The 23,885-nt window shown below is 38.2% G+C and carries 29 protein-coding genes; 19 read left to right on the plus strand and 10 right to left on the minus strand.

The window, feature by feature from the left end:
* Positions 1-17 precede the first annotated feature (17 nt).
* Positions 18-281, minus strand: coding sequence for a YtzC family protein (locus WDJ61_RS05435; RefSeq protein ID WP_338754724.1), 264 nt, complete (start codon positions 279-281; stop codon positions 18-20).
* Between the two features lie 114 nt (positions 282-395).
* Between WDJ61_RS05435 and WDJ61_RS05440 the strand changes: the two genes are divergently transcribed.
* The 13 genes from WDJ61_RS05440 to qoxD all read left to right on the plus strand — a co-directional run bounded on the left by WDJ61_RS05440 (position 396) and on the right by qoxD (position 12,372).
* Positions 396-530 carry a small, acid-soluble spore protein L gene (locus tag WDJ61_RS05440; RefSeq protein ID WP_100403261.1) on the plus strand — a complete coding sequence of 45 codons (135 nt, stop codon included), beginning with the start codon at positions 396-398 and terminating at the stop codon, positions 528-530.
* Between the two features lie 132 nt (positions 531-662).
* Positions 663-1,748: a suppressor of fused domain protein gene (locus WDJ61_RS05445; protein ID WP_338753663.1), complete on the plus strand. Its 1,086-nt coding sequence runs from the start codon at positions 663-665 to the stop codon at positions 1,746-1,748.
* A 15-nt stretch (positions 1,749-1,763) separates the two neighbouring features.
* Positions 1,764-2,177 carry an immunity 22 family protein gene (locus WDJ61_RS05450; RefSeq protein WP_338753664.1) on the plus strand — a complete coding sequence of 138 codons (414 nt, stop codon included), beginning with the start codon at positions 1,764-1,766 and terminating at the stop codon, positions 2,175-2,177.
* Entirely contained in the window at positions 2,174-2,821 is a 648-nt protein-coding gene (locus WDJ61_RS05455) for a DUF4272 domain-containing protein (protein ID WP_338753665.1), read from the plus strand. The genes WDJ61_RS05450 and WDJ61_RS05455 overlap by 4 nt, the downstream gene beginning before the upstream one ends.
* Positions 2,822-3,197: 376 nt before the next feature.
* Positions 3,198-4,040 carry a MurR/RpiR family transcriptional regulator gene (locus tag WDJ61_RS05460; RefSeq protein ID WP_338753666.1) on the plus strand — a complete coding sequence of 281 codons (843 nt, stop codon included), beginning with the start codon at positions 3,198-3,200 and terminating at the stop codon, positions 4,038-4,040.
* A 25-nt stretch (positions 4,041-4,065) separates the two neighbouring features.
* Positions 4,066-5,196, plus strand: coding sequence for a M20 peptidase aminoacylase family protein (locus tag WDJ61_RS05465; protein WP_338753667.1), 1,131 nt, complete (start codon positions 4,066-4,068; stop codon positions 5,194-5,196).
* Positions 5,197-5,201: 5 nt separating this feature from the next.
* Entirely contained in the window at positions 5,202-6,029 is an 828-nt protein-coding gene (locus tag WDJ61_RS05470) for a GNAT family N-acetyltransferase (RefSeq protein WP_338753669.1), read from the plus strand.
* A gap of 1 nt (position 6,030) precedes the next feature.
* Positions 6,031-7,134 carry an o-succinylbenzoate synthase gene (gene menC, locus WDJ61_RS05475; RefSeq protein WP_338753670.1) on the plus strand — a complete coding sequence of 368 codons (1,104 nt, stop codon included), beginning with the start codon at positions 6,031-6,033 and terminating at the stop codon, positions 7,132-7,134.
* A gap of 87 nt (positions 7,135-7,221) precedes the next feature.
* On the plus strand, positions 7,222-8,298 hold the full coding sequence (locus WDJ61_RS05480) for a hypothetical protein (RefSeq protein WP_338753671.1): 1,077 nt from the start codon (positions 7,222-7,224) through the stop codon (positions 8,296-8,298).
* A 290-nt stretch (positions 8,299-8,588) separates the two neighbouring features.
* The gene (qoxA, locus tag WDJ61_RS05485; protein ID WP_338753672.1) at positions 8,589-9,512 is read left to right on the plus strand and encodes a cytochrome aa3 quinol oxidase subunit II; all 924 of its coding nucleotides are present in this window, start codon (positions 8,589-8,591) and stop codon (positions 9,510-9,512) included.
* Between the two features lie 33 nt (positions 9,513-9,545).
* Positions 9,546-11,492 carry a cytochrome aa3 quinol oxidase subunit I gene (qoxB, locus tag WDJ61_RS05490; protein ID WP_338753674.1) on the plus strand — a complete coding sequence of 649 codons (1,947 nt, stop codon included), beginning with the start codon at positions 9,546-9,548 and terminating at the stop codon, positions 11,490-11,492.
* Complete coding sequence (gene qoxC / locus WDJ61_RS05495) at positions 11,489-12,085, plus strand: cytochrome aa3 quinol oxidase subunit III (RefSeq protein WP_338753675.1); 597 nt, start codon at positions 11,489-11,491, stop codon at positions 12,083-12,085. Before qoxB ends, qoxC begins: the two co-directional genes overlap by 4 nt.
* 2 nt (positions 12,086-12,087) lie before the next feature.
* Entirely contained in the window at positions 12,088-12,372 is a 285-nt protein-coding gene (gene qoxD / locus WDJ61_RS05500; RefSeq protein WP_338753677.1) for a cytochrome aa3 quinol oxidase subunit IV, read from the plus strand.
* A 351-nt stretch (positions 12,373-12,723) separates the two neighbouring features.
* Here the strand turns inward: qoxD and WDJ61_RS05505 are convergent, their stop codons facing one another.
* Positions 12,724-13,098: a nucleotide excision repair endonuclease gene (locus tag WDJ61_RS05505; protein ID WP_338753678.1), complete on the minus strand. Its 375-nt coding sequence runs from the start codon at positions 13,096-13,098 to the stop codon at positions 12,724-12,726.
* Positions 13,099-13,485: 387 nt separating this feature from the next.
* On the opposite strand from WDJ61_RS05505, the gene WDJ61_RS05510 reads away from it, so the two are divergent.
* The 3 genes from WDJ61_RS05510 (at position 13,486) to WDJ61_RS05520 (ending at position 15,239) form a co-directional block, all read left to right on the plus strand.
* Positions 13,486-14,193, plus strand: a complete 708-nt coding sequence (locus WDJ61_RS05510; protein ID WP_338753679.1) for a DNA alkylation repair protein — start codon at positions 13,486-13,488, stop codon at positions 14,191-14,193.
* Positions 14,194-14,377: 184 nt separating this feature from the next.
* Positions 14,378-14,839 carry a LytTR family DNA-binding domain-containing protein gene (locus WDJ61_RS05515; RefSeq protein WP_338753680.1) on the plus strand — a complete coding sequence of 154 codons (462 nt, stop codon included), beginning with the start codon at positions 14,378-14,380 and terminating at the stop codon, positions 14,837-14,839.
* Positions 14,829-15,239: a DUF3021 domain-containing protein gene (locus WDJ61_RS05520; protein ID WP_338753681.1), complete on the plus strand. Its 411-nt coding sequence runs from the start codon at positions 14,829-14,831 to the stop codon at positions 15,237-15,239. Before WDJ61_RS05515 ends, WDJ61_RS05520 begins: the two co-directional genes overlap by 11 nt.
* Before the next feature lie 74 nt (positions 15,240-15,313).
* On the opposite strand, the gene WDJ61_RS05525 is transcribed toward WDJ61_RS05520, so the two are convergent.
* The 8 genes from WDJ61_RS05525 to WDJ61_RS05560 all read right to left on the minus strand — a co-directional run bounded on the left by WDJ61_RS05525 (position 15,314) and on the right by WDJ61_RS05560 (position 20,123).
* The gene (locus WDJ61_RS05525; RefSeq protein WP_338753682.1) at positions 15,314-16,504 is read right to left on the minus strand and encodes an oligoribonuclease; all 1,191 of its coding nucleotides are present in this window, start codon (positions 16,502-16,504) and stop codon (positions 15,314-15,316) included.
* Positions 16,505-16,659: 155 nt separating this feature from the next.
* On the minus strand, positions 16,660-17,286 hold the full coding sequence (locus WDJ61_RS05530) for an FMN-dependent NADH-azoreductase (protein WP_338753684.1): 627 nt from the start codon (positions 17,284-17,286) through the stop codon (positions 16,660-16,662).
* 113 nt (positions 17,287-17,399) lie between these two features.
* Positions 17,400-17,834 carry a MarR family transcriptional regulator gene (locus tag WDJ61_RS05535; protein WP_338753686.1) on the minus strand — a complete coding sequence of 145 codons (435 nt, stop codon included), beginning with the start codon at positions 17,832-17,834 and terminating at the stop codon, positions 17,400-17,402.
* A gap of 126 nt (positions 17,835-17,960) precedes the next feature.
* A complete protein-coding gene (locus tag WDJ61_RS05540; RefSeq protein WP_338753688.1) occupies positions 17,961-18,536 on the minus strand; it encodes a hypothetical protein in 576 nt (191 codons plus the stop codon).
* A 41-nt stretch (positions 18,537-18,577) separates the two neighbouring features.
* Positions 18,578-19,000, minus strand: a complete 423-nt coding sequence (locus WDJ61_RS05545; RefSeq protein ID WP_338753689.1) for an Hsp20/alpha crystallin family protein — start codon at positions 18,998-19,000, stop codon at positions 18,578-18,580.
* 36 nt (positions 19,001-19,036) lie between these two features.
* Positions 19,037-19,540, minus strand: coding sequence for an Hsp20/alpha crystallin family protein (locus WDJ61_RS05550; RefSeq protein WP_338753691.1), 504 nt, complete (start codon positions 19,538-19,540; stop codon positions 19,037-19,039).
* A 25-nt stretch (positions 19,541-19,565) separates the two neighbouring features.
* Positions 19,566-19,808, minus strand: a complete 243-nt coding sequence (locus tag WDJ61_RS05555) for a spore germination protein (protein ID WP_338753692.1) — start codon at positions 19,806-19,808, stop codon at positions 19,566-19,568.
* A 72-nt stretch (positions 19,809-19,880) separates the two neighbouring features.
* Entirely contained in the window at positions 19,881-20,123 is a 243-nt protein-coding gene (locus tag WDJ61_RS05560) for a spore germination protein (RefSeq protein WP_338753693.1), read from the minus strand.
* Positions 20,124-20,539: 416 nt separating this feature from the next.
* On the opposite strand from WDJ61_RS05560, the gene WDJ61_RS05565 reads away from it, so the two are divergent.
* The 3 genes from WDJ61_RS05565 to WDJ61_RS05575 all read left to right on the plus strand — a co-directional run bounded on the left by WDJ61_RS05565 (position 20,540) and on the right by WDJ61_RS05575 (position 23,875).
* The gene (locus tag WDJ61_RS05565; RefSeq protein WP_338753695.1) at positions 20,540-22,150 is read left to right on the plus strand and encodes an FMN-binding glutamate synthase family protein; all 1,611 of its coding nucleotides are present in this window, start codon (positions 20,540-20,542) and stop codon (positions 22,148-22,150) included.
* Between the two features lie 367 nt (positions 22,151-22,517).
* A complete protein-coding gene (locus tag WDJ61_RS05570) occupies positions 22,518-23,315 on the plus strand; it encodes an NUDIX hydrolase (RefSeq protein ID WP_338753696.1) in 798 nt (265 codons plus the stop codon).
* 14 nt (positions 23,316-23,329) lie between these two features.
* Entirely contained in the window at positions 23,330-23,875 is a 546-nt protein-coding gene (locus WDJ61_RS05575) for an isochorismatase family cysteine hydrolase (RefSeq protein ID WP_338753697.1), read from the plus strand.
* Positions 23,876-23,885: the final 10 nt, after the last annotated feature.

Genomic DNA, 23,885 nt, shown 5'->3' on the forward strand with positions numbered 1-23,885 from the left:
GGAGGGGAGAGGTAGATTTAATGCTCAAGTAAAATCATATTATTTTGCATTTGTTGAATTTGTAATTTCATTCTTCTGAGTTGTTCTTTTTGTTGAGCATTGGCACTATGGCTTAGTTTATCAAGATCATTAAGGGTTTGTTCGAGCATGAACTGTGATTGGGTGAATTTAGTGTCATTGTCATGTTCTTGAGTGGAAGCTTCTTTATATTGCTCTTCTGCCGAGTGAAGGGTTTCCTTACATTGTGTCAGGAATTGTTCCATCGCTTGCCTTGTTGCCATATAGATCATCTCCTCATACGGAAATTGATGAAATTCATCATCCATAGTTTTACCGCTTTTCTTTTGGATTATCACTTGATTTTTAGCAAATAGTAAAAGCAGGAGGTGTTTCATATGGGTAAAAGCAAAAATCGAGGCAATCCAGTAAGCGGTGTCAATCCTCAAGGATATTCTGGTGGAGGCAAAGGAGATACAAGTCCAAAGTCTCGCTTAGAAAGCATAGCGAAACATAGCAATACGAAAAGGTAACAAGAGGAGGGTGTCGCTTTGGAAGACACCCTTACTTTTCATCAGAATATGTACGGACATGAAAATAGGAAGGAAAATAGGGAAAGATGTCGAAGGTTTAAGAGGAAAAATAAGGGTGAAAAGGATGGTATGATGGAGAAGATTATTTTATTTGAAGAACAATCCCCACTATGTCCGATTACGGCAATGGTCGAAGAGGCGAATCAATGTGTTTATTTTTATTTAATAGAAGAGCGGGGAGAGGAGCAAAATATCCGAGCAGTATGGGTACGCAATTATGGAAAAGCACCCGAACAATTATGTGTTGAAGATATGCGTGAAGGCTTACCGCCATTACTTCCAGTCGCTTTTTGCGCACATCCAAATGGAGCAGAAAAACTAGACCCAGAAAAGATCGAATTAATCTGGTTTGAGGAAGGAGATGGAGCGGCTTTACTGTACGAGCAAGAAGTGTTAGCTATTATTCCTGGCTGGGGCGGCACAGAACAATCCCCTGGTTATGCGAGAGATTGTACAGATATTTATCATTATGCGATTCCTTTAGGTGATCCAGCGGAAAATGTATTGTTTGAGCGAATGGAGCGGGCGCGAGATTATTGGAATAGCTGGGATGAAGACAGCTGGCCAAGCTTTCAAACCAGTCAATTGCAGGCTATAGAAAGCAAGTTAGGAAAACATACAAAATATTATGCGATTGATGGAGGATATTGGCCGCCGAAGGCAATCATTACCTTTGAGCAGGAGAAGTTAACATATGTGGTGACTCTCGGTACATCTCTTCTCTCACAGCCCCAAGTTGAACTGTATTTTGAAGAGCCAGAAAAATACAGGCGTTTTGAATTAGCATTGGCTATTCCGACAGCTTTATTGAAGCAGAACGAACAAGGAATTCTTCAATATATTAGTGCACAGACAAATGCACCTTGGAATTTCATCACATTTTTAGGACATGGTCAAACCATTATTTGCGAGGAGTTTCAAACAGACGAAGAAAACTTCCCTGCTGTGTTACTTGCTTGTTCTCCAAAAACAACTCCACAAATTATGTTTGAATCATTTCGGGGAGACAATATTAACCTGTTATGGATGATTCCTTTAACAGAAAAAGAATATCACTATGCAATGGAGCACGGAAGCGAGCTATTATTGGAACAAATCAAAGTGGAAGAGAAAGAGACATGGTGGATGTTTGATGGCTGCCCGAAATTTAATATTTGAAGAGGTATTTAATCTATGTTGATGGAAGAAAATAACATGGTGTCCGTCTGGATCGGTAGAGCAGAAGACGAAGAGAAGGTAGACGCACTTATGGATTATGTTTATGATGAAGACGGTGATGCGATACCTCCTGAATTTTTACAATTTAGCGGAATTGATGATATTTATATAGATGAAGATTTTGTTGAAGTTTCGTTTCAGGAATCTACTCATTCTCTTACTAGCTTATTAGAGGAACACTCTTATTCAAATTATTTTTTACCTGAATTACTTCAGCGTTTTGACGATCAATTAACGGAGAAAGTGAATATCGCTCTATTAATCTATCACTTTGAGTTTAATGGAGCGGTGTCTGATGTGACGCTTGATGGTATTCAAATGTTTTATTTAGGAGCGGTTCCATTTGAAAAGGAGGATCTTTATACATGAGTATTTTTTTAGACAAAGCTTCAAAAAGAAAGAAGAGATCTGAAAAGCTTCTTCAAAATCACGATGTTCCTGTGAATAAATTCCTTCCGGTCATCGAAAGTGATTTTCGGATGAGAGAGGTTGAGGAAGTAGCGAAGCGAGCGATGTGTGTTTGTGTTTGTGCGGTTAAAGGAGAAGGGCTAGAGCAGGAGACGGTCTTACAATTAATTGAAAAGTATGATTTGGGAAATAATTTAACGAGGGAAGAAAAAGAATTTATTTACGATGAAGCCCCAAGCCAACATGAGCGGACTCAATTTTCATGGAAATATGAATGCTACTGGGTATTGCTATGGGCATTAGGTTATGTAGAGGAATTAACTTACCCTGATTCCATTTGTGATGTTCCATATGCAGTGCGCCAAATGGCTAATAGAACGGCAGAGAGCTTTATCAATGAATCCGTACTGCGAACAAAAACAGAATTATTGGATGAAGCCGACCTTATTTTTCGAACTCACTGGGCGGTGCGGCAAGCCCAATTGGATCAAGTAGAGACTCCTGGTAATCTAGATGGAGGAGTCGTTATGGAAAGACATTACGCTCTGAATTGGCTCGTTCGTTTTATGGATCAAGAGTGGGATGAGGTTGCAACTCATACATAATTTGCTTCACTGGTCATTTCTAGATAAAGTGAAACTTCAATCAGTGGGGGTTTTCTTCATCCCCCACTGATTGTTAGTTGAACGGATCGGGCGTTTACGGGCTGTTGATCCCCCACCTACACGGCTACGCTCCTTCTGCCATGTTGAGGTGGGAGTCTTACAGCCCGTTAATGCGGGATAAATATTAAAAGCTAGCTGAGACACTCAATGTGTCTCTTTTTTATTAGAAGTGAATTTTCATCATTAAACAAAACAGAATGTTCAGAAAAAATGTTGATTATGAACAATGAATGTGTTAACTTATTAATCAATTATGAAGTTTTAACTTCTTTAAATTATATAATGTTGTATAAACTTCATATAAGGAGAGCTGAGCATGGAGATATTTAATGAATTAAAGGAGAAGTATTCACAATTATCTAAGGGACAGCAAAAAGTTGGTGAGTATTTGCTGAAGAATCCACAAGAAATTGCGTTGCAGCCAGCTAGCCAAATTGGTCATCGTATTGGTGTGAGTGAAACGACTGTCATTCGTTTTTGTTATTCATTAGGATTAAGTGGCTATTCACAGCTGCAAGCAATGGTGAGGGAACATCTGATTCATCAAAAAAGCCACTTGAATAACTACTATTCTTCCAAAATGGAGATGGCTCGAGAGCCACATTTATACGCGCAAGTGATGGAGAAAGACGCAGAAAATATTAGAAAAACGCGAGCTACTATTCAGGAACAGGATATAGAGCAAACCGTGATGAAGATCATGGAAGCAAATAAAGTATATATCACCGGAATGCGAACGTCTTTCGCACCGGCTCAATGGCTTTCATTTGTGTTAGGTTTAGTCCGAGATGATGTTCATTTATATCAACCAGCCACAGATGATTTAATAGCTGTCCTTCAGCAAATGAACAAGCAATCAGTGTTTGTTGCTATTACCTTTCATCGCTATGTGAAGGAAACGGTGAAGTTAGCTGAAATGGCGAAAGAGCAAGGAGCGTTTGTAATAAGTATAACCGATTCGGAACTGGCTCCCATTGCTCAGTTTAGTGATATTACATTCGTTATTGGAGAGGGGAAAGATGCAACTTTAGATGTTTTCCCTCCACTTTTTTCGTTGTTAAATGCGCTGATAGCGAGTATTTCTGTTCAATATGCTGAGCCGATAAAAGAGCGTCAAGAAGAGTATGAGCGGCTCAGTTCCGATTATTTATTTTTTTAACAGAGGAAAGAAAGGAAGTCTTGTAGTGAAAAAGCAGCTAGAAGAGTTAAAACCGACCATTCAGCAACTGTATCATCATTTACATACCCATCCTGAAATAAGTTGGGAAGAGGTCGAGACGACAAAATATTTATTCCATCTATTAACGAGTTACGGATTTGAGCCACAAACATTTGATGATTGCACAGGATTAGTCGTTGAAGTGGGGACAGGAGAAAATGCTGTTGGGCTCCGTTGTGATATCGATGCTTTATGGCAGGAAGTTGATGAAGCTTTCACTGCCAACCATTCTTGCGGGCACGATGCCCATATGACGATGGCTGTCGGGACATTATTGTTGTTAAAGAAATTGTCCTATCAGCCAAAAGGGAAATTAGTGGTCATTTTTCAACCGGCTGAGGAACAAGGAACAGGTGCATTAAAAATGATTGAAAAAGGTTTGGTCGATGAATTGGATTACTTGTATGGCGTTCATTTGAGACCGATTCAGGAATTGTCATATGGTCAGGCATCTTCGGGAATTCGGCACGGAGCGGCTCGATTTATGGCAGGCGAAATTATTGGGGAGGATGCTCATGCAGCGAGACCTCACCTTGGAAAGAATGCGATTGAGATTGGTGCCGATTTAGTTCAATCCTTAAGCCAAATTCATATGGACCCATCCATTCCTTCTTCGATTAAAATGACAAAGTTTCAAAGCGGGGGTGAATCGAGCAATATTATTCCTGGAAAAGCTTCCTTCTCTTTAGATCTTCGTGCACAAACGAATGAAGTAATGAATCAATTAACGGAGAAAGTGGTTCAAGTATGTAAAGGGTTAGAAATGGTTCATCAGGCAACAATTCAGCTTGAAACGAAATCAACCACAGCGGCGGCTATGGTATCCGATGAAGCATCTGACATCATGGGGAAAGCCATTGCTAAAGTGCTTGGCAATGACCATGTTGTCGATCCCATCATTACGACTGGGGGAGAAGATTTTCACTTTTACACATTAAAAAATCCAAGACTAAAGGCAACGATGCTAGGTCTTGGTTGTGACTTGCAACCGGGATTACATCATCCAAAAATGACGTTTAACGAAGAAGCCATTTATTCAGGTATCGAGATATTAGTAGAAACAATCATGAGTACATTTGAACAACTGGAAGGATGAGTACCTTGAACAATTATGTGATTCGACCATTTCAAGATCAAACGGATTTTGAACAAATGCAAGTGTTAGAACAAAAGGTATGGGGGATTGAGCCAACCCCTATTCCACAAACATTAACTGTTCATCAGCATGGAGGCTTATTAATCGGTGCTTTTGCAGAAGAGACGTTAATCGGTTTTAGTTATGGATTTACCGGCTTTTCTAATGGTCACACTTATTTATGCTCGCATATGTTGGCCATCGATCCTGAGTATCAAAAAACAGGTATTGGCAAAGCCTTAAAGGATGCCCAAAAACAAGAAGCAATTAAATTAGGCTATGATTTATTAACGTGGACATTTGATCCATTAGAAAGTGTGAATGCTTATTTAAACTTAACAAAATTAAAAGCGATTTGTGATACATATAAAGTGAACTGTTATGGGGAAATGAAAGACGGATTAAACAAAGGACTGCCTACCGATCGCTTGAAAGTGGATTGGTGGATTCAAAGTTCCTATGTAAATGGAGATCAAACATTTACTGACGAGCAGGCAATTATATTTGCTGACTATGAAATAACACCAGCGGGTTTTCCGAAAATATCATTGATCCATTCTGAGTATGCAAGCAATAAAAATAGTGTACTCGTTCCTGTCACAAAGAATTTCCAAGAAATCAAAACAAAAGATAGGGATTTAGCAATGGATTGGCGGATGAAAATGCGTGAGATTTTCACACAGCTGTTTGCCGAAGGATATGCCGTGGTCAAACTGCTTCCGAGACCTGATAAGCCTGTGCATTATTATTTATTTGTCCAAAAGAATTTAATTAATTTAGAGAGGGAAGGATAAAATGAATATTCAAGAAGTTGTGTTACGACATTTAAAAATGGAATTGAAGTTTCCTTTTACCACTAGTTTTGGCACGATTCAAACGAGAGAATTTATTTTAGTAGAAGTAAAAGATGAGCAAGGTGTATCAGGCTGGGGAGAGTCTGTCGCTTTTATGTCGCCTTTATATAGTGAAGAGACGCTTCAAACGAACTGGCATATGCTAGAGGACTTTCTTATTCCAATGTTAAAAGGAAAAGAAATTTCTCACCCAGATGAATTAGTGGAGTTATTTGCTTCCATTCGAAAAAACAATATGGCCAAATCAGCTATTGAAGGAGCCGTTTGGGATTTATATGCAAAGAGACAAAACCTTCCGTTGTATCAATGCCTTGGCGGGGAAAGAACTCCGATTGAAGTAGGCATTAGCATCGGTATTCAAGACAGTATTGAAGAACTGCTTGCCATTGTGAAGAAACATGTAGAAGCGGGATATAAGCGGATTAAAGTGAAGATTAAGCCAGGCTGGGATGTCGATGTCATTAGAGAAATTCGCCGTATTTATCCTGAAATTGCTTTAATGGCTGATGCAAACTCCGCTTATCGATTAGAAGATTTAGATTTATTAAAGCAGCTAGATGAATTTAACTTAATGATGATTGAACAGCCGTTAGCTTCGGATGATATCGTCGATCACGCAATGGTTCAAAAAGAGTTGAAAACACCGATTTGTTTAGATGAAAGCATCCATTCTTGTGAAGATGCGCGTAAAGCTATCCAATTAGGAAGCTGTAAAATTATTAATATTAAAGTCGGCCGAGTAGGCGGTTTAACAGAATCGAAGAAAATTCATGATTTATGTAAAGAAAAGGGAATCGATGTTTGGTGCGGTGGAATGCTTGAAGCGGGTGTTGGTAGAGCCCATAATATTGCCTTGACGACGCTAAGTAACTTTACATTGCCAGGTGATACAGCTGCTTCTTCTCGATATTGGGAGAAAGACATTATTCAGCCAGAGGTCACTGTGCATGATGGATTGATCACTGTCCCAGAAGAAGCTGGAATGGGCTATGAGATGGATTTAGACGCTGTAGAACAATTTACGCTAAAAAAGAAAGTATACTAAGGAGAGGGATACTAATAGCACCCGGGAATTCCGGGTGTTTCTTTAAAGTATATTAGTCAGAATATTAAGAATAAATGAGGGGTTTTTATGAAAAAAGTTTTGCAAATTGCTGGGGCTTATATTGGCATTGTAGTGGGAGCAGGATTTGCATCCGGTCAAGAGATTTTGCAGTTTTTCACAAGCTTTGGTTGGATAAGCATTTTAGGAACGCTCGTTGCGACTGTGCTATTTTCTTTTTTGGGCATGAAAATTTTACAACTTGGCTCTAGGCTTCAAACACAATCTCATAAACATGTTATTGATTTAATTTGTGGGAAAGCATTAGGAAGAGTTGTTGATCTTTTCATTACATTTTTCTTATTCGGTGTAGCTGCTATTATGATCGCAGGAAGCGGTTCGATTTTTCAACAGCAATTTGGTATTAATCCGCTATATGGCAGCATGATCATGACGCTTTTGACAATTATCACTGTTTGTTTTAACTTTCAAAAAATGATTTCAGTTATTAGCTTAATGACACCTTTTTTATTTATCATAATTGGAATTGTTGCTGTTTATTCATTTGTTCAATATGGAGGAAGTGGGGAATTATTTCAATTAGGGAAAACAGAGAATACGGCCGCTTCTAATTGGGTAGTTAGTGCTGTATTATATGTTTCTTACAATATTGCTGCTGGTTCTGCAGTTTTAGCTTTAATTGGAGGAGCGGAAAACAGCGAAAGAAAAGCTAGTTTAGGAGGGCTTTTGGGAGGAATTGGTCTAGGAGTCTTACTCTTACTTATTAACGCCGCGATGCTAGTGAACTTTAAAGAGATTCAATCTGCAGATATGCCCATTGTTTATATAGCTAATGAAATTTCCCCCGTGATTGGATATTCTATGTCTTTTATATTATTGGCTATGATTTATAATACGACCGTTGGAATGATTTACGCTTTTACAGCTAGAATAGTTCCATCTCAAAAAAAATCATTTAAACCGTCCGTTATTTTAGTTACTATTGCTGCTTTTTTGGCTAGTTTTGTAGGTTTCGTCAAGTTGGTTAGTACCCTTTATCCAATTATCGGTTACCTTGGCATGATTCTGATTGTTTCGGTCATTATTGCTTCATTTCGATTTAAAGGAAAGCAAATATCAGAAAATGAGGCAAAATCAATGAGTTGAATAGTGTGTGAACATGAAGTAGTCACCAAGCTGGGTGGCTTCTTTTTATCTCATTAACAGAACTTCCACTTTAATACCTATTTTCTAATGATTAACTTACAATATTGAAACTTTTGTGACATAGCTATTTTTTAATTGTCTTTTAAACAAAATCAGAATAATATATAACATGCGGATACATGTTTCAATATAATTTACATCTCTTATCCATAGAGAATTATTGTGAAATATTTAACAAAAAAAACGTAGTGTTTGACAGTGATTCATTATGTTTAAGGAAGGAGTACACTATGAAGATGAAATGGGCTTTTTTATTTGTTATTTTCACCATTTCCACAGTACTTACAGGTTGTGGAAATCCTTTGATGGTCTTAGATCCGAAAGGGCCGTCTGCCAAAACCCTATCTGATACGATTATTCTTTCAATTATCGTTATGGCAGGTATTTTGCTAGTTGTTTATGTACTTTATGTGTTTGTTCTTACAAAGTACCGTGCTTCGAAATTAGATAAGGATTATGAACCTCCTCACGAGGAAGGGAATCCCTGGCTGGAATTGACTTGGACTGTTATTCCTATTATTATCGTTATTTTCTTATCTGTTGTCACTGTAAAAACAACATATGAAGTGGAAACGACACCAAAGGGATATGCTGATCAAGAACCGTTAGTTATTTACGCTTCTTCTTCTAACTGGAAGTGGCATTTCAGCTATCCTGAAGAAGAAATTGAAACTGTTAACTATGTCAATATTCCGACTGACCGACCAATCGAATTCCGATTATATTCATTCGGTCCAATCACTAGCTTCTGGATTCCGCAGTTAGCTGGACAGAAATATGCGATGAGTGATATGGTCACGAAAATTCACCTTGCAGCTGATACTCCAGGATCTTACATGGGTAGAAACTCTAACTTTAACGGTGAAGGATTCGCTCATATGGAATTTGAAGCACAAGCAATGACAGCGTCTGATTATGACGAATGGGTAAGTGATGTAAAAGAAACAGCACCAAAATTAACAGAAAAAGAGTTTGATAGTCTTTTAGAAGCTGATCATGTAGGACGTAAAACTTATACATCTACTCACTTAGAGTTCCGTCCAGCTCCAGAAGGTGAACATGGCGGACATAATCATGGAGCAAGTGCAGAGGAGAACGAAACATGCTCTTCTACTGCAAACAAAGACAACACGCCTCAACATGAAGAAAAATAATAATTTTTATAGAGTACGAAAGGAGTCACACACATGAAATGGGACGAATTTTTCGTAACCGGTGAACCGATGATCTATGCTGCGATGGTCAGTATTGTCTTGGTTTCCGTTGCTATCGTTGCAGGGCTTACCTATTTTAAAAAATGGGGATACCTTTGGCGCGAATGGTTAACGACTGTCGATCATAAACGCATTGGTGTCATGTACATCATCTCTGCTTTATTAATGCTTTTCCGTGGAGGCGTCGATGCCATATTAATGCGTGCACAAACAGCTGTACCAGAAAATGGGCTTTTAGATGCACAGCATTACAACGAAATTTTTACAACACACGGGTTGGTCATGATTTTATTCATGGCAATGCCTTTTATTATTGGATTGATGAACGTCGTTATTCCACTCCAAATCGGAGCGCGTGACGTAGCCTTTCCACGATTAAATGCCGTAAGTTTTTGGTTATTCTTTTTCGGTGCGATGCTATTAAACCTCTCTTTCGTTATCGGGGGATCACCGGATGCAGGATGGACATCATATTTCCCTCTAGCTGGTATAGAACTTAGCCCGACTGTGGGAAATAACTATTATGCAATCTCTCTACAAATTGCAGGTATTGGTACATTACTGACAGGTATTAACTTCATTGTCACGATTTTAAAAATGCGTGCACCTGGAATGACGTTAATGAAAATGCCAATGTTTACTTGGTCTTCATTAATTACAAACGTCATTATCGTATTTGCTTTCCCTGTATTAACTGTTGCTCTTGCCTTAATGACACTTGATCGCCAATTTGGCACACAGTTCTTCACAATGGCAAACGGCGGAATGGATATGCTTTGGGCCAACCTTTTCTGGGTATGGGGACATCCTGAAGTATATATCGTTATCCTGCCAGCATTCGGAATTTACAGTGAGATCATTTCTACTTTTGCCCGTAAAAATCTATACGGCTACAAGTCAATGGTTGCCAGTATGGTGGTTATTTCCTTGTTATCTTTCCTTGTATGGGCGCACCATTTCTATACAATGGGACATGGAGCATCAGTTAACAGCTTCTTCTCCATTACAACAATGGCTATTGCTGTACCAACTGGGGTTAAAATCTTTAACTGGCTATTCACATTGCGTAAAGGAAAAATTACCTTTACAACACCGATGCTTTATTCATTAGCATTTATTCCAATCTTTACGATTGGTGGGGTAACCGGAGTTATGCTTGCGATGGCAAGTGCCGATTATCAGTACCATAATACGATGTTCCTTGTTGCTCACTTTCACTATGTATTAATTCCTGGAACAGTATTTGGTGTTATTGCAGGGTTCTATTTCTGGTTCCCGAAAGTATTCGGCTTCCGGTTAAATGAACGTCTTGGTAAACTTTCTTTCTGGTTTATTATCGTAAGTTTTAATGTTACGTTCTTCCCGCTGTTCATTCTTGGACTTAACGGAATGTCACGCCGGATGTATACGTATTCAGAAAGTACAGGCTACGGCCCATTAAACCTACTTTCATTTATTGGTGCTCTAGGTTTAACAGTTGGGTTCATCATCCTTGTTTATAACATTTATTGGAGTATTCGTTACAGTCCTCGTGAGACAACTGGGGATCCTTGGGATGCAAGATCATTGGAATGGAGCACACATAGCCCTGTTCCAGTCTATAACTTTGCGAAAGTGCCGAAGATTAATGCTCTTGATGCTTTCTGGTTCTCTAAGAAAAACAATGAGCCGCTAACTGATGATGGTCCATATGAACCGATTCATATGCCAAGCAATAGCGGACAACCGTTTATAATGGGTGTTGCCTTCTTCTGCTTAGGATTCTTTTTCGTCTTCAGCTGGTGGGTCCCAGCGATTATTGCTGCTCTAGTTGTTTTTGGAACAATGGCGTATCGCACATTTGAACGTGATCATGGCTATTATATCTCTGTTGAAGAGATTGAACGCACTGAAAAAGCATTGCGAGGTGAAGGAAAATGAAAATAGATAACTCGCTACCTTTAGAATATAGTACAGAGGAGAATAAACTAAAGATTTTAGGGTTCTGGATCTTTTTAGGGGCAGAAATTGCCCTCTTCTCCACTCTGTTCACTGTATATTTTGTGTTAGAACATCGAACAGGAAATGGTCCAGCCGGTGCTGAAATTTTTGAGATGGGACCGGTTATGCTAGAAACAATCATCTTATTGGCAAGTAGTTTCACTATCGGTCTTGGCGTGAATGCCATGCGCCTTGGTTCGAAAAAGGCGATGATGACGTTCTTTGGTATCACTCTTGTTTTAGGCTTAGCCTTTTTAGGAGTAGAAATCATGGAATTCGTCACATACATTCACGAAGGAGCTACGATGCAAACCAGCGCCTTCTTATCTAGCTTATTTACTCTGCTTGGTACTCACGGAGCCCACGTAACATTCGGCTTCCTATGGGGAACAGCTATTTTAATGCAAGTGAAAAAGCATGGATTAACACCGGAAACAGCAAATAAATCGTTTATTTTTTCTCTATACTGGCATTTCCTTGATGTCGTATGGATCTTTATCTTTAGCTTCGTATACTTGAAAGGATTGATGTAATAATGAAACAATTTTTCCCAAGACATCATGTGATGGGATTCATTTTCTCACTAATCCTTTCACTTGTTGCCCTAACAGTTTGGTATTTTGACATGACATTTACAGCTGGCATGACCGTATTAATCGTTACAGCTATTGCTCAAGCTAGCGTTCAATTATTGATGTTTATGCACATTGGAGAAACATCTGACCGATCAGCTCTATATATCAATATCGCATATGCTCTATTTGTTGGAGTCGTTACAATCCTTGGATCAATGTTCACAATGATCTGGGGCTATATGTAAGGTGCCTGTCACCCTCCCGACTTTTGTTAATGATAGTCGAAAAAACCACCAACCGGAATATCCGGTCGGTGGTTTTTGTTTTTCTTCATTTACATGTATGAAACGATTAAAATTCTTTTTTTACGATAGGAGTTACGAGTAGCTAGCAACACTGCTTTTTCTTTGTCACTATCGTTGTAAATTCTGCCAAACAGTAAAAGGCATAGACAGATATAAACTTTTTTGTGAAATTTCCAGTTCTTAATGCTTAACTTGTTTCGATGCAACATTAGTGATTTATATAAAATCAAGAAGACCGCTGCACTAAACAGCGGTCTTTTCGACAAAATCCGGGGAGTGACAGGCACCTGTCTATTTAAAGAAGACTTTGTCGATATTGTATTTGGCTTGAAGTTTGTTGATAATGTAGGTTTCGTAAATGTCTCGTTCAACCGGGTCTTCAATGTAACAAACAGCAATTTTATACACTTCATCTCTGTGGTTTTTGATCGGAGAGACTGTGTCTTCGAAGTTTTTTCGAATTCGCTGTCTAAGTTTTCTTGCTTTGCCTACATAAAGCAGTTGATCATGAACATCAAAAAACATGAAAATACCGCCTTTATCGCGTGCGACCTTCATATAATTGGTAAAGCCATACTCGGTACTTAGTGCAGGTTCTCCTGGCTCTCCAACTTGTTTTCCTTTCTTAATGACGACATTTGGTTCAGGGATTGTAATTTTAATCAATATAAGTCACTTCCTACTCTTATTTACAGAACTCGTATTAAATTGATATCTCACTATAGCATATTTCTGTTGTTTTCACCATAGGAAGGGCATGAGTGGCATTCATATTTATCCCGCATTAACGGGCTGTAAGACCCCCACCTCAACATGGCAGAAGAAGCGTAAGTATGTAGGTGGGGGATCAACAGCCCGTAAACGCCCGATCCGTTCGGGCCTGCACGATGCAGGTTACAAAGGCGTTGCAACAGGACGTTGCGCTCTTAGCCTTTGTTCTTCTTTTATCAGTGGGGATGAAGAGAACCTCCACTGATTGAAGTTTCACTTTATTGTTTCTCCATTTGTAAATTCATATAATTGAATCAGCTAACAATAAAAGAGGTGGTAAGGTTGACGCTTGATGAAGTGATGAATCAACTTGAACAATTAGGTACAGAACAAACAAAGAAAACATATACTCGTCATGGGGCGAAAGAGCCTTTCTTTGGAGTGAAGGTAGGCGATTTAAAGAAGTTGGTTAAGCATGTTAAGAAGGATCAGGAGCTAGCGTTAGCATTATTTGATACGAATAATCATGATGCCATGTATTTAGCTGGTCTCTCCGTGAATCCGAAATTGATGAAAAAAGAGACGTTGCAGGACTGGGTCAAAAAAGCCAATTGGTATATGCTTGCGGAGTATACCGTAGCCGGTGTGGTAGCAGAAAGCTCTTATGCTCTTGAATTAGCTAAAGAATGGATCAACTCAGAGGAAGAAATGGTTGCAACCTGTGGCTGGAGTACATATGCCAATTATTTATCCATCACCCCAGATGAGGATTTAAACATACAGGAAATTCAATTCTTGTTGAATCGAGTGAAAGAAACGATTCATCAAGAACAAAATCGAGTGCGCTATACGATGAATGGCTTTGTCATTAGTGTAGGAACATATGTCACATCTTTACATGAAGAAGCGATTAATATTGCCGAACATATTGGAAAAGTTCATGTAGATGTAGGACAGACCGCTTGTAAAGTGCCACTGGCAACGGAATATATTCATAAAATTAAACAGAGAGATAAGATTGGCGTTAAGAAAAAAACATGTATATGTTAACAAATAGGATAATCATAAATAACCACCAAGGCTGCAGGATATTTCCTGCAGCCTTATTTAATAACCGCCCATGTTTTCATTCAAAGTTTTTGTTATTTCATACAAGGTAAGTGACAAGTTGTGTGAAATAAATACAGTTAAGTGGCCAATCAGGCATAATGTATGTAAAGCGAGGTGGTCAATCATGAAGGTGAAAGTTGACATCAATGATGAGCATGACGAAACGTGTATTACTATTCAAGCGAAGGAGTGGTCAGAAGAACTTGAGTATATTGTGAAAATGATTAAAAGCAGGAATACGAAACGTTTAGTAGGTGTTGAGCAAGATCAATCTATCTTAATACATCCAAATGAGATCGATTATGTATTTGCTGAAAATCGAAAAGTATTTGCGGCGATGGCTCAACAAAAGGTTGAATTGAAAATGAAATTGTATGAAGTGGAATCTTTACTTAAACCACTTCACTTTACCCGCTTTTCTAAATCGGTTATCGGCAATCTTAATCAAATTCTCCGTTTTGAATTAGCGTTTAACGGTAGTCTTTGTGTTCATTTTAAATCAGGAAATAAGGAATATGTTACCCGAAACTATGTTGCTGAAATAAAAGAAAAATTAATTCTAGGAGGTGGTTCTTATGGGAATTGAAGCAGTGAAGAGAGGTTTAGCTGGGCTCGGTTTTGGAGCAGTGATCACTTTTATTGCTTTAACGGCTTTAGATAGGTGGAATATTGATATTTCTCTGCATGAAATTTGGGTTCAAATGCTGGCAAGTTTAGCGATTGGGGGGTATTTTGGCATTGCTTCCCTCATCTTTGATATTGAAAAGTGGAGTCCATTAAAACAGACAGCTTCTCATTTCTGTCTTTCGGTGATCGCTTTTTATCCAATAGCACTGACTATCGGCTGGATTCCACTACAGTTTGTAGCGATTTTCGCAAGCTTAATGATCTTCATACTTGTCTATGTTTTCTTTTGGATTTGTTTCAGGTGGTACTTTAAGCGAATGGAAAGAGCTTTAAATGCTTCAATAAAGAATGAAAGATAGATGTCGTATCTTTATTGCTAAAAGGAATAAAAAATAAAATGGGGTTCGTAAATGGCACGAATCCCACTCCATTTTCATTTTTCTTTTCTAATCTTCCTAATTTGATCCATTAAATGAGGAACAAACACATCATCTCTTACAAGCCAGGCTCCGTACTTTCTTTTAATAAAGCTTTCTCCTTCTATAAAATTTGTGAACGTTTCTGTTATTTTTGACTTGCTATGGTTGATTGCCCACTTATGATCACTTATAGGATGAAGCAGAAACCTTTCTTCTGTACGACTTTCGTACAAGGAACCAAATGAGGATTCTTTCATATTGTAGCGGTTTCTTTTGGCGTCTTCGCGTAAAGGCTCAAGATGAAAGGTATCTGTTACAAATTTTTTGTATGCAACCTCAGTTAAAGAACAGCCGGACGCTTTGGCATGCCCACCGCCTCCAAACTCGCTAGCAATTTGGGATACATCAATATGATCATGAATTGTTCGAAATCCCATTCGTTTGCCGCCGACATTCAAAATGGCGATATAATCCAGATGAGGATATTCTTTTCCTAATTCATTGCCAAGCTCTGAATGATAAGATTCTGCATAGACGATACCAGCAAAATATTCGCCGATGGGAGCTTGGACGAGTTCTCGTCGTTTTCGGCGAATATAGCGTTCGATTTTATTCTCTTCCATATCTAATATTTTTTGCTCAAATTCATCAAAGAAGAAGTGATCACTATTTTTTAGTCGGTGGATCATTTTTTCTTCAAATTCTTCAATCGATACTAAAAAGAAGAGAGCATTAAGTCTTTGGGCATCTTGATTATCATTTTTCTCCCATTCCCACGTGTCATACTGTCTGACAAGCTCTACAAATTCAGCTACTGTGGAAGAAGGCTCCATTAGTTCATGTTTAATAAGGTATTCGTATAATAAGGAAGTGGCAGAGGTTAATTTCCCTTCATCATCTTCCACCACAATATGCCCCCAATCATATTCATTAAAGTGCAAAGCGGTTTTATGATGATCGAGCAGTTGGACTTTTCCTCCAGCTTGATAAAATTGATTGAGTCTCTTTTCGTTTTCTTCGTTCACTGACAAATCAGTAATCAATAAAAATGTTTGTGGATCTCCATGTTCTAAAAACCATTGCACTTCATGATTAAGACCTGAAATTGAGTTGTAGCGAATTTGAACTTGCTTTTCGAACGCGAGCTTTGCTAGAATACCACAGCCTACACCATCTAAGTCATTATGTGATAATAGTCGATACATATTCTTCACCTCACTTTTAGTATGGTGAAAAGAGGCGGAAAATATTGAAAAAAGACGGACTCGAAAGAAGGTTTTTCTGCTTTCGAGTCCGTCTTTATGGATTAGCTGGCTTCAAGTTGACGCCGTTTCAACAAATTTTGGGTAGTGACAGGCACTTAGAATTGAAGGGCAAGTTTTGCTGCTTTTTGCACGCCTTCTTCAATGATTTCTCCGGCTTTGTCTGGGAATTGGTTATGGCCTTCAACGATGATTGTAGATAGGTCAGTAACTCCTAAGAATGAGAGAATGCTTGTTACGTAGCTAACAGCCATTTCTATTGATTGGGCTGGGCCTTCAGAGTATACGCCACCTCTTGCATTTAGCAGCACTACTTTTTTATCTGAAAGCATACCTACTGGGCCTTCAGGTGTGTAGCGGAATGTTTTTCCTGCTTGACATAAATAGTCAAAATAAGTATGCAAGACTGCAGGGGCTGTCAAATTCCAAAGCGGAAAAGCGATGACAATTTTATCAGCTGCGAGGAATTGATTTAAATATTTATTGACTAAATCAGTTGCTTGCTGCTCTTCTGCTGTTAATTCCATTCCTTTTGCCAGTTTAAACATGCCGTTAATTTTTGTTGTATCGTAGTACGGTAAATTTTCTTCAAATAAATCTAATTCTGTAATGACAGCTTCAGGGTGAGCTTCTTTATAACTGTCAAGAAATGATTGATAAAGCTGTACGCTTACCGCTTGTTCTATTGGTCGAGAATTGGCTTTAATAAATAATACGTTTTCCATCTTGGTCGCCTCTTTTGCTTAAATTTTACTCAATGGTACATAACAACTATTTAGATAAACATTTGAATTTAAGATGTTGCTATGACAACAATTAGAGTTCAAAAAAATGAGAGCTATCGTAGGTTCTCATGTATTTTTGATAAAACAGATCTAACCGTTTGTAATTCTTCTTCTGAAATGCCTTTGTAAATTCGTTGGTTTATCTCCTGAGCGATTGGAATGATAACCGTTTTAAGCTGGTCTCCCTTATCTGTGAGAAATACTTTTAACGAGCGGCGATCATGCTGACAGCATACTCTACGAATAAGCCCTTTTTTTTCTAGATTCAGTAACATTCGGGCGATATTGGTTTTGTCTTTTTTCAGCTTTTCAGCAATTTCCTGCTGGCTTAATCCGTCTTTCTTCCAAAGGAGCATCATCACTAAATTTTGTTCAGGAGCAATATTAAATGGAGCGAGCTTGTTTTTTACTTCACTCGTAATCAGCAAGTCAGTTTGATGAAGATAAATACTAATATATTCATCTAATGATGGATTCAAATTAATCACCTACAAATAGTTGCGATACATACTATTGACAAGGATAGTGTAACTAATAGGGGGGAGGGTGTCAATAAATAAGTCTTTTGTTTTTATGAGCTAAAATAAAAAGTGACTTCTGCTATCATATCCGAGTCACTTTTCCTTCTTTAGTTGTTTCAATTTTTGTAATTGCTGTTTCTGTTTATCCGTCATTTCTTCAAAATTAGGCATGTTCCCGTGAGAGGCCCCGATATGTAGAGCTCCACTTAGTTCTTTAATACCAAGTTGTCCTAAATTATTCGTCAGTTCGTACTTATCGAGATACAGCTTGTCGATATTGAATTCTTGGTAAACAATCGAGCCTTCACTTGGTGAGGAGGAAAGAGCTGTATTCAATTGGTTCATTTCTTTTTCTAGCAGCTTGAGCTGTTTTTGTATCAGAGACATCGAATGTATGATTTGGACAGCATAGCTTTCTAATTGACTTAATTTAAGCTGGGATTGTTCTATTTGCTCGTTCAAGAGTGTCGGTTGGGTATTGGAAAATGAATGATGAATAATAATTGGTGTATTCGTTTGCTGTTGGATTTGTTGCAACAATTGTTTAATGTCTTGCATGGAAGAAAATTGTTCTTCTATTTGATGAATATGATTTATATGAAGTTGTAGTTGTTTGAACTTGGATTCTAATTTTGAAATAGCTGTTTCAATGTCATAATTAGGATTCATTTGCCATACTCCCTCGTACATTTTTTGCTAATGAAGGAGGGTCATTCGATAAAAATATGTTCCTCCTTAGCATAAGTTCGAAAATAGCTGAGAAAAAGGAGCCCATGATAAAATTTAGCGGAAACATTTCTGCCTTCTACTGGCTCAGGAAGTTGAATGGTTCGTTTGAATTCTCCGTAATATCGTTCTTGTAAAACGGGAGAGGCATTGAAAAAGCTTTTGACCTGACCTTGAATCGTGAGAGTTGTTCCTGAGACGGACACTTGTATATCGTTTTTAGTCAGTCCTGAAAGTTCAATTAGAATGATCACTCGCGAGTCTTCAATGTACACGTCAACAGGAGGGAAATTTTCTATCGATCGGTCGGTTGTCGTCTTTGATTGATCAAAGATATTGTTCCAGAAGTCACCGGATTGATAGTGCTGGGCAAAGTTCATCCATTGCTTAAACTTTTCAAAATCCAAGGCTCATTCCTCCTTGTACTTACCGGCTATTAATATTTATTCCAAATCGGGGACATCTATTTCTGTATATTGTAAATCGATTTCTTTCGGGATTTTGATTTGAAGGATGCCTTCTTTGAAGTGAGCGACGGCTCCTTTTTTCTTCACAATAGCTGGGAGAATCACTATTTTCTTATCATCAGCAGTAGGGATGCCTTCAATAATGGCTTGGTTAGATGTATGATAAATTTTTAAATGTGAAAACATCGAAGCATCATCAACCGGGATTTTTACATACACATCTTCATGTGTTTCAAAGACAGAAATGTGGATAGTTGGAGTTTCTGTTTCTGGAGACGAATGGATAGGCTGTTGATTTTCAATTGGAGAAAAAGGAGTGTCTCTTAAAAAGTCAAATGCTTTTTGATGCTTTTGTAAAGAGTCTGGCAGAGATTGGGTTAAAACATTCTGTACATATTTTTCAATATCACCTTGATTAAATTGCTTCATCCACTTTTGCCAATCCTCATTCGAAGAAAAGGGAGATTGAAAAGGAAACATGAAGGTCACTCCTTTCACTTTTTATTTAAAATTGGTTAGCGATTGGTAAAGATGGGTTGGCGATTTGATCTTGATCGCTTACATCCGTATCGAGCACACCGTTGCCCATGCAAGAGGAAGTAGGTGAGAAATCACCTAATGAAATGTTGGCACCGACAAATTTACTATTGGCTGTATGACTGTTATGAACCGTTCCTCCAATATCAATATTTCCGTTTTGAGTGACTCCATTCGTTTTCATATTCACGATATTAATAATAAAAGGCATAGATGTTCCTCCTTTTTCTGTCCCCTAGTTACTATATGAAAGCAGCGGAAAAAAGGAATAAAAATTTAGTAGTTAAACTTGCGCAGAATTCACATTTGCCGGGTTTGCAATATCTCCCATGTCATTTACATCTGGATCTATAAATACATTCTCCATCATCGACTCAGTTGGAGAAATATCGCCATAAGATGAATTGCTGCCTTGTGACTTGGCGTTGGCTGTATGTGCATTATGCAGGGCATCTCCAATATTTAATGAACCATTATTAGAGATATTATTAATCTTCATGCTATAAATATTAATAACTGTTGGCATAACCTCTCCTCCCATATCCTGATTGTCACTAATTTATGCAAAAAAGGAGGAGGGTATGACAGGCGGCGGGCATCTTTAAATCCTTTAGAAGGCAGTGAATGAATTGTATTTAATAAGGCGCTTTGTGAACTGTTTTTTTTTGTTGCTTTACAAGAAAAAAATTTGTTAAATTTAGATTTTTATAAATGTGGAATAAGCCCATTTATTTGGTATAATGGAGCAGTTAGTGTTTTTTGTTGGAAGCATTTTCAAAAGTACAATAATGATAAAGGAGATGCTTTATATCGATTACGAATATATAAGCAGTTACCATCAACTCATAAAAAATAGATTTTGGTGTAGGATTGGGAGTGGAAATATAAGATGAGGAGAAAATCCCTTAATTTTATAACTGTTATTAGGAGGAACAATAAATCATGTCTTTAGAAATTATTATGTTAGTTTTTGTATCAATCATTGCATTAGCTATTCTTGTACCATTAATTGTTTTTGTATATTTATGGATTTCTGACCATAATCAAAAACAACATGCCATTTTGCGTAATTTCCCGGTTTTAGGGAAAGCTCGTTATTTATTTGAAATTATTGGACCTGAATTCCGACAATATTTCTTTGATAATGATACGGAGAGTAAACCGTATTCACGCGTTGATTTTTTAAATGTTGTTTTGCCATCTAAATATTTAGATTATGTTATTCCTTTCGGTTCTAAACGTGATTTTGATAAAGAAGGTTATTATATTCGAAATGCGATGTTTCCTAAACAAAAAACAGAGTTAGCCGCAGACAATAAGGAATTGGTTTCGACAAAGAAGTATATTATTGATAAAGAAAGCGTTGTCAACCGTAAAGAACATGTGGAAGATGCTTTAGCTGATCCGTGGCTTTTAAAAGAGGAAGATACCATCATCATTGGTCCAAAGAGAAGGCAACCATTTTTCGTTCGTGGACAAATTGGTATGAGTGGAATGAGCTATGGTGCACTTGGTGAACACGCTATTTCTGCTTTGTCAGAAGGATTAGGGATTGCACAGGGTGCCTGGATGAATACTGGAGAAGGTGGGGTTTCTCCTTATCATTTACAAGGGAATACCGATATTATTATGCAAATCGGTCCTGGTCTTTTCGGTGTTCGTGACAAAGAGGGAAACTTTTCTTGGGAAAAATTCAAAGAAAAAAGCACCATCGAACAAATTAAAGCGTTTGAATTAAAATTAGGCCAAGGAGCGAAAATTCGCGGCGGTCACATTGATGGAGCAAAGGTATCGCCAAACATTGCCGAGATCCGTGGCGTCGAACCATATCAAACGGTTGACAGTCCAAACCGTTTCAATGAATTTAATGATTTACCATCTATGTTTGAATTTGTTGAAGAGCTGCAGCAAATAGGCGGGAAGCCAGTAGGGATTAAAATCGTTGTCGGTAACTATGATACGGTTGAAGAATTAGCTAAATATATGAAAAAAACTGGCAAAGGACCTGACTTTATTACGGTTGATGGTGGGGAAGGTGGTACAGGTGCCACTTATCAAGAATTAGCTGATAGTGTCGGTTTGCCAATTAAAAGTGCCCTCTCTTTGTTAGATAAAGCTTTACGTCAACATGGTGTAAGAGAGCAAGTGAAAATTTTTGCTTCTGGGAAATTATTCACACCAGACCGTGTCGCAGTAGCGCTTGGGATGGGAGCTGATTTAGTCAATATTGCTCGTGGTTTTATGTTTGCAGTCGGCTGTATTAACGCTCAGCATTGTCATACAAATAAATGCCCTGTCGGTGTTGCAACGACAGACCCAGAATTACAACGCGCCCTCGTTATTGATGAGAAAAAGTACCGCGTCGCTAATTATGTCATCGCTATGAGAAAAGGGTTATATAATATTTCTGCAGCTACAGGAATTGATAACCCAACACAATTTTCTAAAGAACATATTGTTTTCAAAGATACCTATGGACGTGTGACATCACTACAAGAAATTACACAAGATGAAACATCGGAACGAATCAAAGAGCATTCTTTTGTAGGATAAGGTAATGTTCATACAATTTGAAAAATCCACAGAGAGCATAAAAAGCTCTGTGGATTTTTTGTCTTTCTTTTATCCCGCATTAACGGGCTGTAAGACCCCCACCTCAACGTGGCAGAAGGAGCGCAGGCATGTAGGTGAGGGATCAACAGCCCGTTGCGACTTTAGCCTTTGTTCTTCTTTTATCAGTGGGGGATGAAGAAAACCCTCACTGATTGAAGTTTCACTTTATTAGACAAGCTGCAGGTAAGTTTCTGCAGCTTGATTATTGAAAAAAGACAGAAAATTAAAATAAGACTTGATTTTTAAGTGTGTATGTAGTAATTTTTGATTAACGAATCATTAATCATTTTTATTGAGGTGGATCTTTTTGTTAAATGAGTTTGTGAATGATCAAGAAGCGTTAAAGGCATACGATGTCAGAAAATATCGGACTCCCGATGGTTACACAAGTGATATTGCCATTTTTACTATTACGCCAAATGAACAAGTGGAGATCGGTCGTTCGTTAAGTATTTTGTTAATTAAAAGGGCGATGGAAAATGCAGAAGGCCAACCGAATATAGAAGGAGGAAAATGGGCCCTTCCTGGAGGTTTTGTTGGATCGAAAGAAACCGCTTTCGAAGCGGCACTGAGAGAATTAGAAGAAGAAACAGGTATCCAAGGAATTCATTTAAAGCATTACGGTGTTTATGATAAAGAAGGGCGAGATCCGAGAGGTTGGATGATTACAAATGCCCACTATGCGGCGGTTCCAGAACATTTGCTTGCTGAAAGAAAAGCTGGAGATGATGCAGCGGATGTACAATTGTTTAGCGTTCAAGAAGCGTTAAAACTACCGCTTGCTTTTGACCACAAGGAAATGATTCAAGATGCCTTGCGAATGATTCAAATCGATATGCTGCAAACAACGCTTGCGAAAGAGTTTCTTCCGAAAGAGTTTACACTATCAGAATTACGAAATGTTATTTTAAGTGTATCAGAAGGTATCGTCGATGAAGTGGTTAAATCAGAACCGTTTTTTTGGAGGAAGGCCCCCAGTCTTCCATTTATAGAGCTGGTGACATTGGAAAATGGTCAGCCAAAAACGACACAAAGAAATTCCAAATATAAAACAAAGCTATATCGCTTTAACGAACATGTGCCAATAAAAAGTATTTATAAATAAAAGGAGAGGTTCGGATGAATAAGAAAGCATTAATTAATGTGGATTATACGAATGACTTTGTGGATGGATCTTTGCCTGTTGGTCCACCAGCAGAAGAGATTGAGGAGAAAATCGTTTCGATTACAAAAGAGTTTTTGGCAGAAGGGGATTATGTTGTTTTGGCAATTGATCTTCACCATAAGCAAGATGCTTATCATCCGGAGACAAAGCTGTTCCCACCTCATAATATTGAAGGCTCAAATGGCCGCACATTGTATGGTCAATTACAAGAGGTGTACGAGAAATATAAAGAAGATGACAATCTTTATTATATGGATAAAATGCGATATTCCGCTTTTGCTGGGACAGACCTTGATATAAAACTCCGAGAACGTGGCATCACTGAAGTTCATATTATCGGTGTGTGTACGGATATTTGTGTGCTCCATACAGCGGTAGATGCTTATAATAAAGGATATAATATCGTGATTCATAAAGAGGCAGTCGCTAGTTTCAATCAGCAAGGTCATGAATGGGCACTCGGCCATTTTGCAGCTTGTTTAGGGGCAAAGGTGCTTTAATTTTGGAGGG

It is taken from the genome of Bacillus sp. FJAT-52991 (assembly GCF_037201805.1).
In the GTDB taxonomy this organism is placed as follows: domain Bacteria; phylum Bacillota; class Bacilli; order Bacillales; family Domibacillaceae; genus Bacillus_CE; species Bacillus_CE kandeliae.

Bases quoted from the DNA above. Each gene is read 5' to 3' on its own strand.
- WDJ61_RS05440 (WP_100403261.1), top strand. From the start codon at position 396: ATGGGTAAAAGCAAAAATCGAGGCAATCCAGTAAGCGGTGTCAATCCT.
- WDJ61_RS05550 (WP_338753691.1), bottom strand. From the start codon at position 19,540: ATGTTTCCTTTTCAATCTCCCTTTTCTTCGAATGAGGATTGGCAAAAG.
- WDJ61_RS05530 (WP_338753684.1), bottom strand. From the start codon at position 17,286: ATGGAAAACGTATTATTTATTAAAGCCAATTCTCGACCAATAGAACAA.
- WDJ61_RS05445 (WP_338753663.1), top strand. From the start codon at position 663: ATGGAGAAGATTATTTTATTTGAAGAACAATCCCCACTATGTCCGATT.
- WDJ61_RS05515 (WP_338753680.1), top strand. From the start codon at position 14,378: ATGAAGGTGAAAGTTGACATCAATGATGAGCATGACGAAACGTGTATT.
- WDJ61_RS05565 (WP_338753695.1), top strand. From the start codon at position 20,540: ATGTCTTTAGAAATTATTATGTTAGTTTTTGTATCAATCATTGCATTA.
- qoxC (WP_338753675.1), top strand. From the start codon at position 11,489: ATGAAAATAGATAACTCGCTACCTTTAGAATATAGTACAGAGGAGAAT.
- qoxD (WP_338753677.1), top strand. From the start codon at position 12,088: ATGAAACAATTTTTCCCAAGACATCATGTGATGGGATTCATTTTCTCA.
- WDJ61_RS05460 (WP_338753666.1), top strand. From the start codon at position 3,198: ATGGAGATATTTAATGAATTAAAGGAGAAGTATTCACAATTATCTAAG.
- menC (WP_338753670.1), top strand. From the start codon at position 6,031: ATGAATATTCAAGAAGTTGTGTTACGACATTTAAAAATGGAATTGAAG.
- qoxA (WP_338753672.1), top strand. From the start codon at position 8,589: ATGAAGATGAAATGGGCTTTTTTATTTGTTATTTTCACCATTTCCACA.
- WDJ61_RS05560 (WP_338753693.1), bottom strand. From the start codon at position 20,123: ATGCCAACAGTTATTAATATTTATAGCATGAAGATTAATAATATCTCT.
- WDJ61_RS05520 (WP_338753681.1), top strand. From the start codon at position 14,829: ATGGGAATTGAAGCAGTGAAGAGAGGTTTAGCTGGGCTCGGTTTTGGA.
- WDJ61_RS05450 (WP_338753664.1), top strand. From the start codon at position 1,764: ATGTTGATGGAAGAAAATAACATGGTGTCCGTCTGGATCGGTAGAGCA.
- WDJ61_RS05555 (WP_338753692.1), bottom strand. From the start codon at position 19,808: ATGCCTTTTATTATTAATATCGTGAATATGAAAACGAATGGAGTCACT.
- qoxB (WP_338753674.1), top strand. From the start codon at position 9,546: ATGAAATGGGACGAATTTTTCGTAACCGGTGAACCGATGATCTATGCT.
- WDJ61_RS05540 (WP_338753688.1), bottom strand. From the start codon at position 18,536: ATGAATCCTAATTATGACATTGAAACAGCTATTTCAAAATTAGAATCC.
- WDJ61_RS05455 (WP_338753665.1), top strand. From the start codon at position 2,174: ATGAGTATTTTTTTAGACAAAGCTTCAAAAAGAAAGAAGAGATCTGAA.
- WDJ61_RS05480 (WP_338753671.1), top strand. From the start codon at position 7,222: ATGAAAAAAGTTTTGCAAATTGCTGGGGCTTATATTGGCATTGTAGTG.
- WDJ61_RS05525 (WP_338753682.1), bottom strand. From the start codon at position 16,504: ATGTATCGACTATTATCACATAATGACTTAGATGGTGTAGGCTGTGGT.
- WDJ61_RS05575 (WP_338753697.1), top strand. From the start codon at position 23,330: ATGAATAAGAAAGCATTAATTAATGTGGATTATACGAATGACTTTGTG.
- WDJ61_RS05435 (WP_338754724.1), bottom strand. From the start codon at position 281: ATGGCAACAAGGCAAGCGATGGAACAATTCCTGACACAATGTAAGGAA.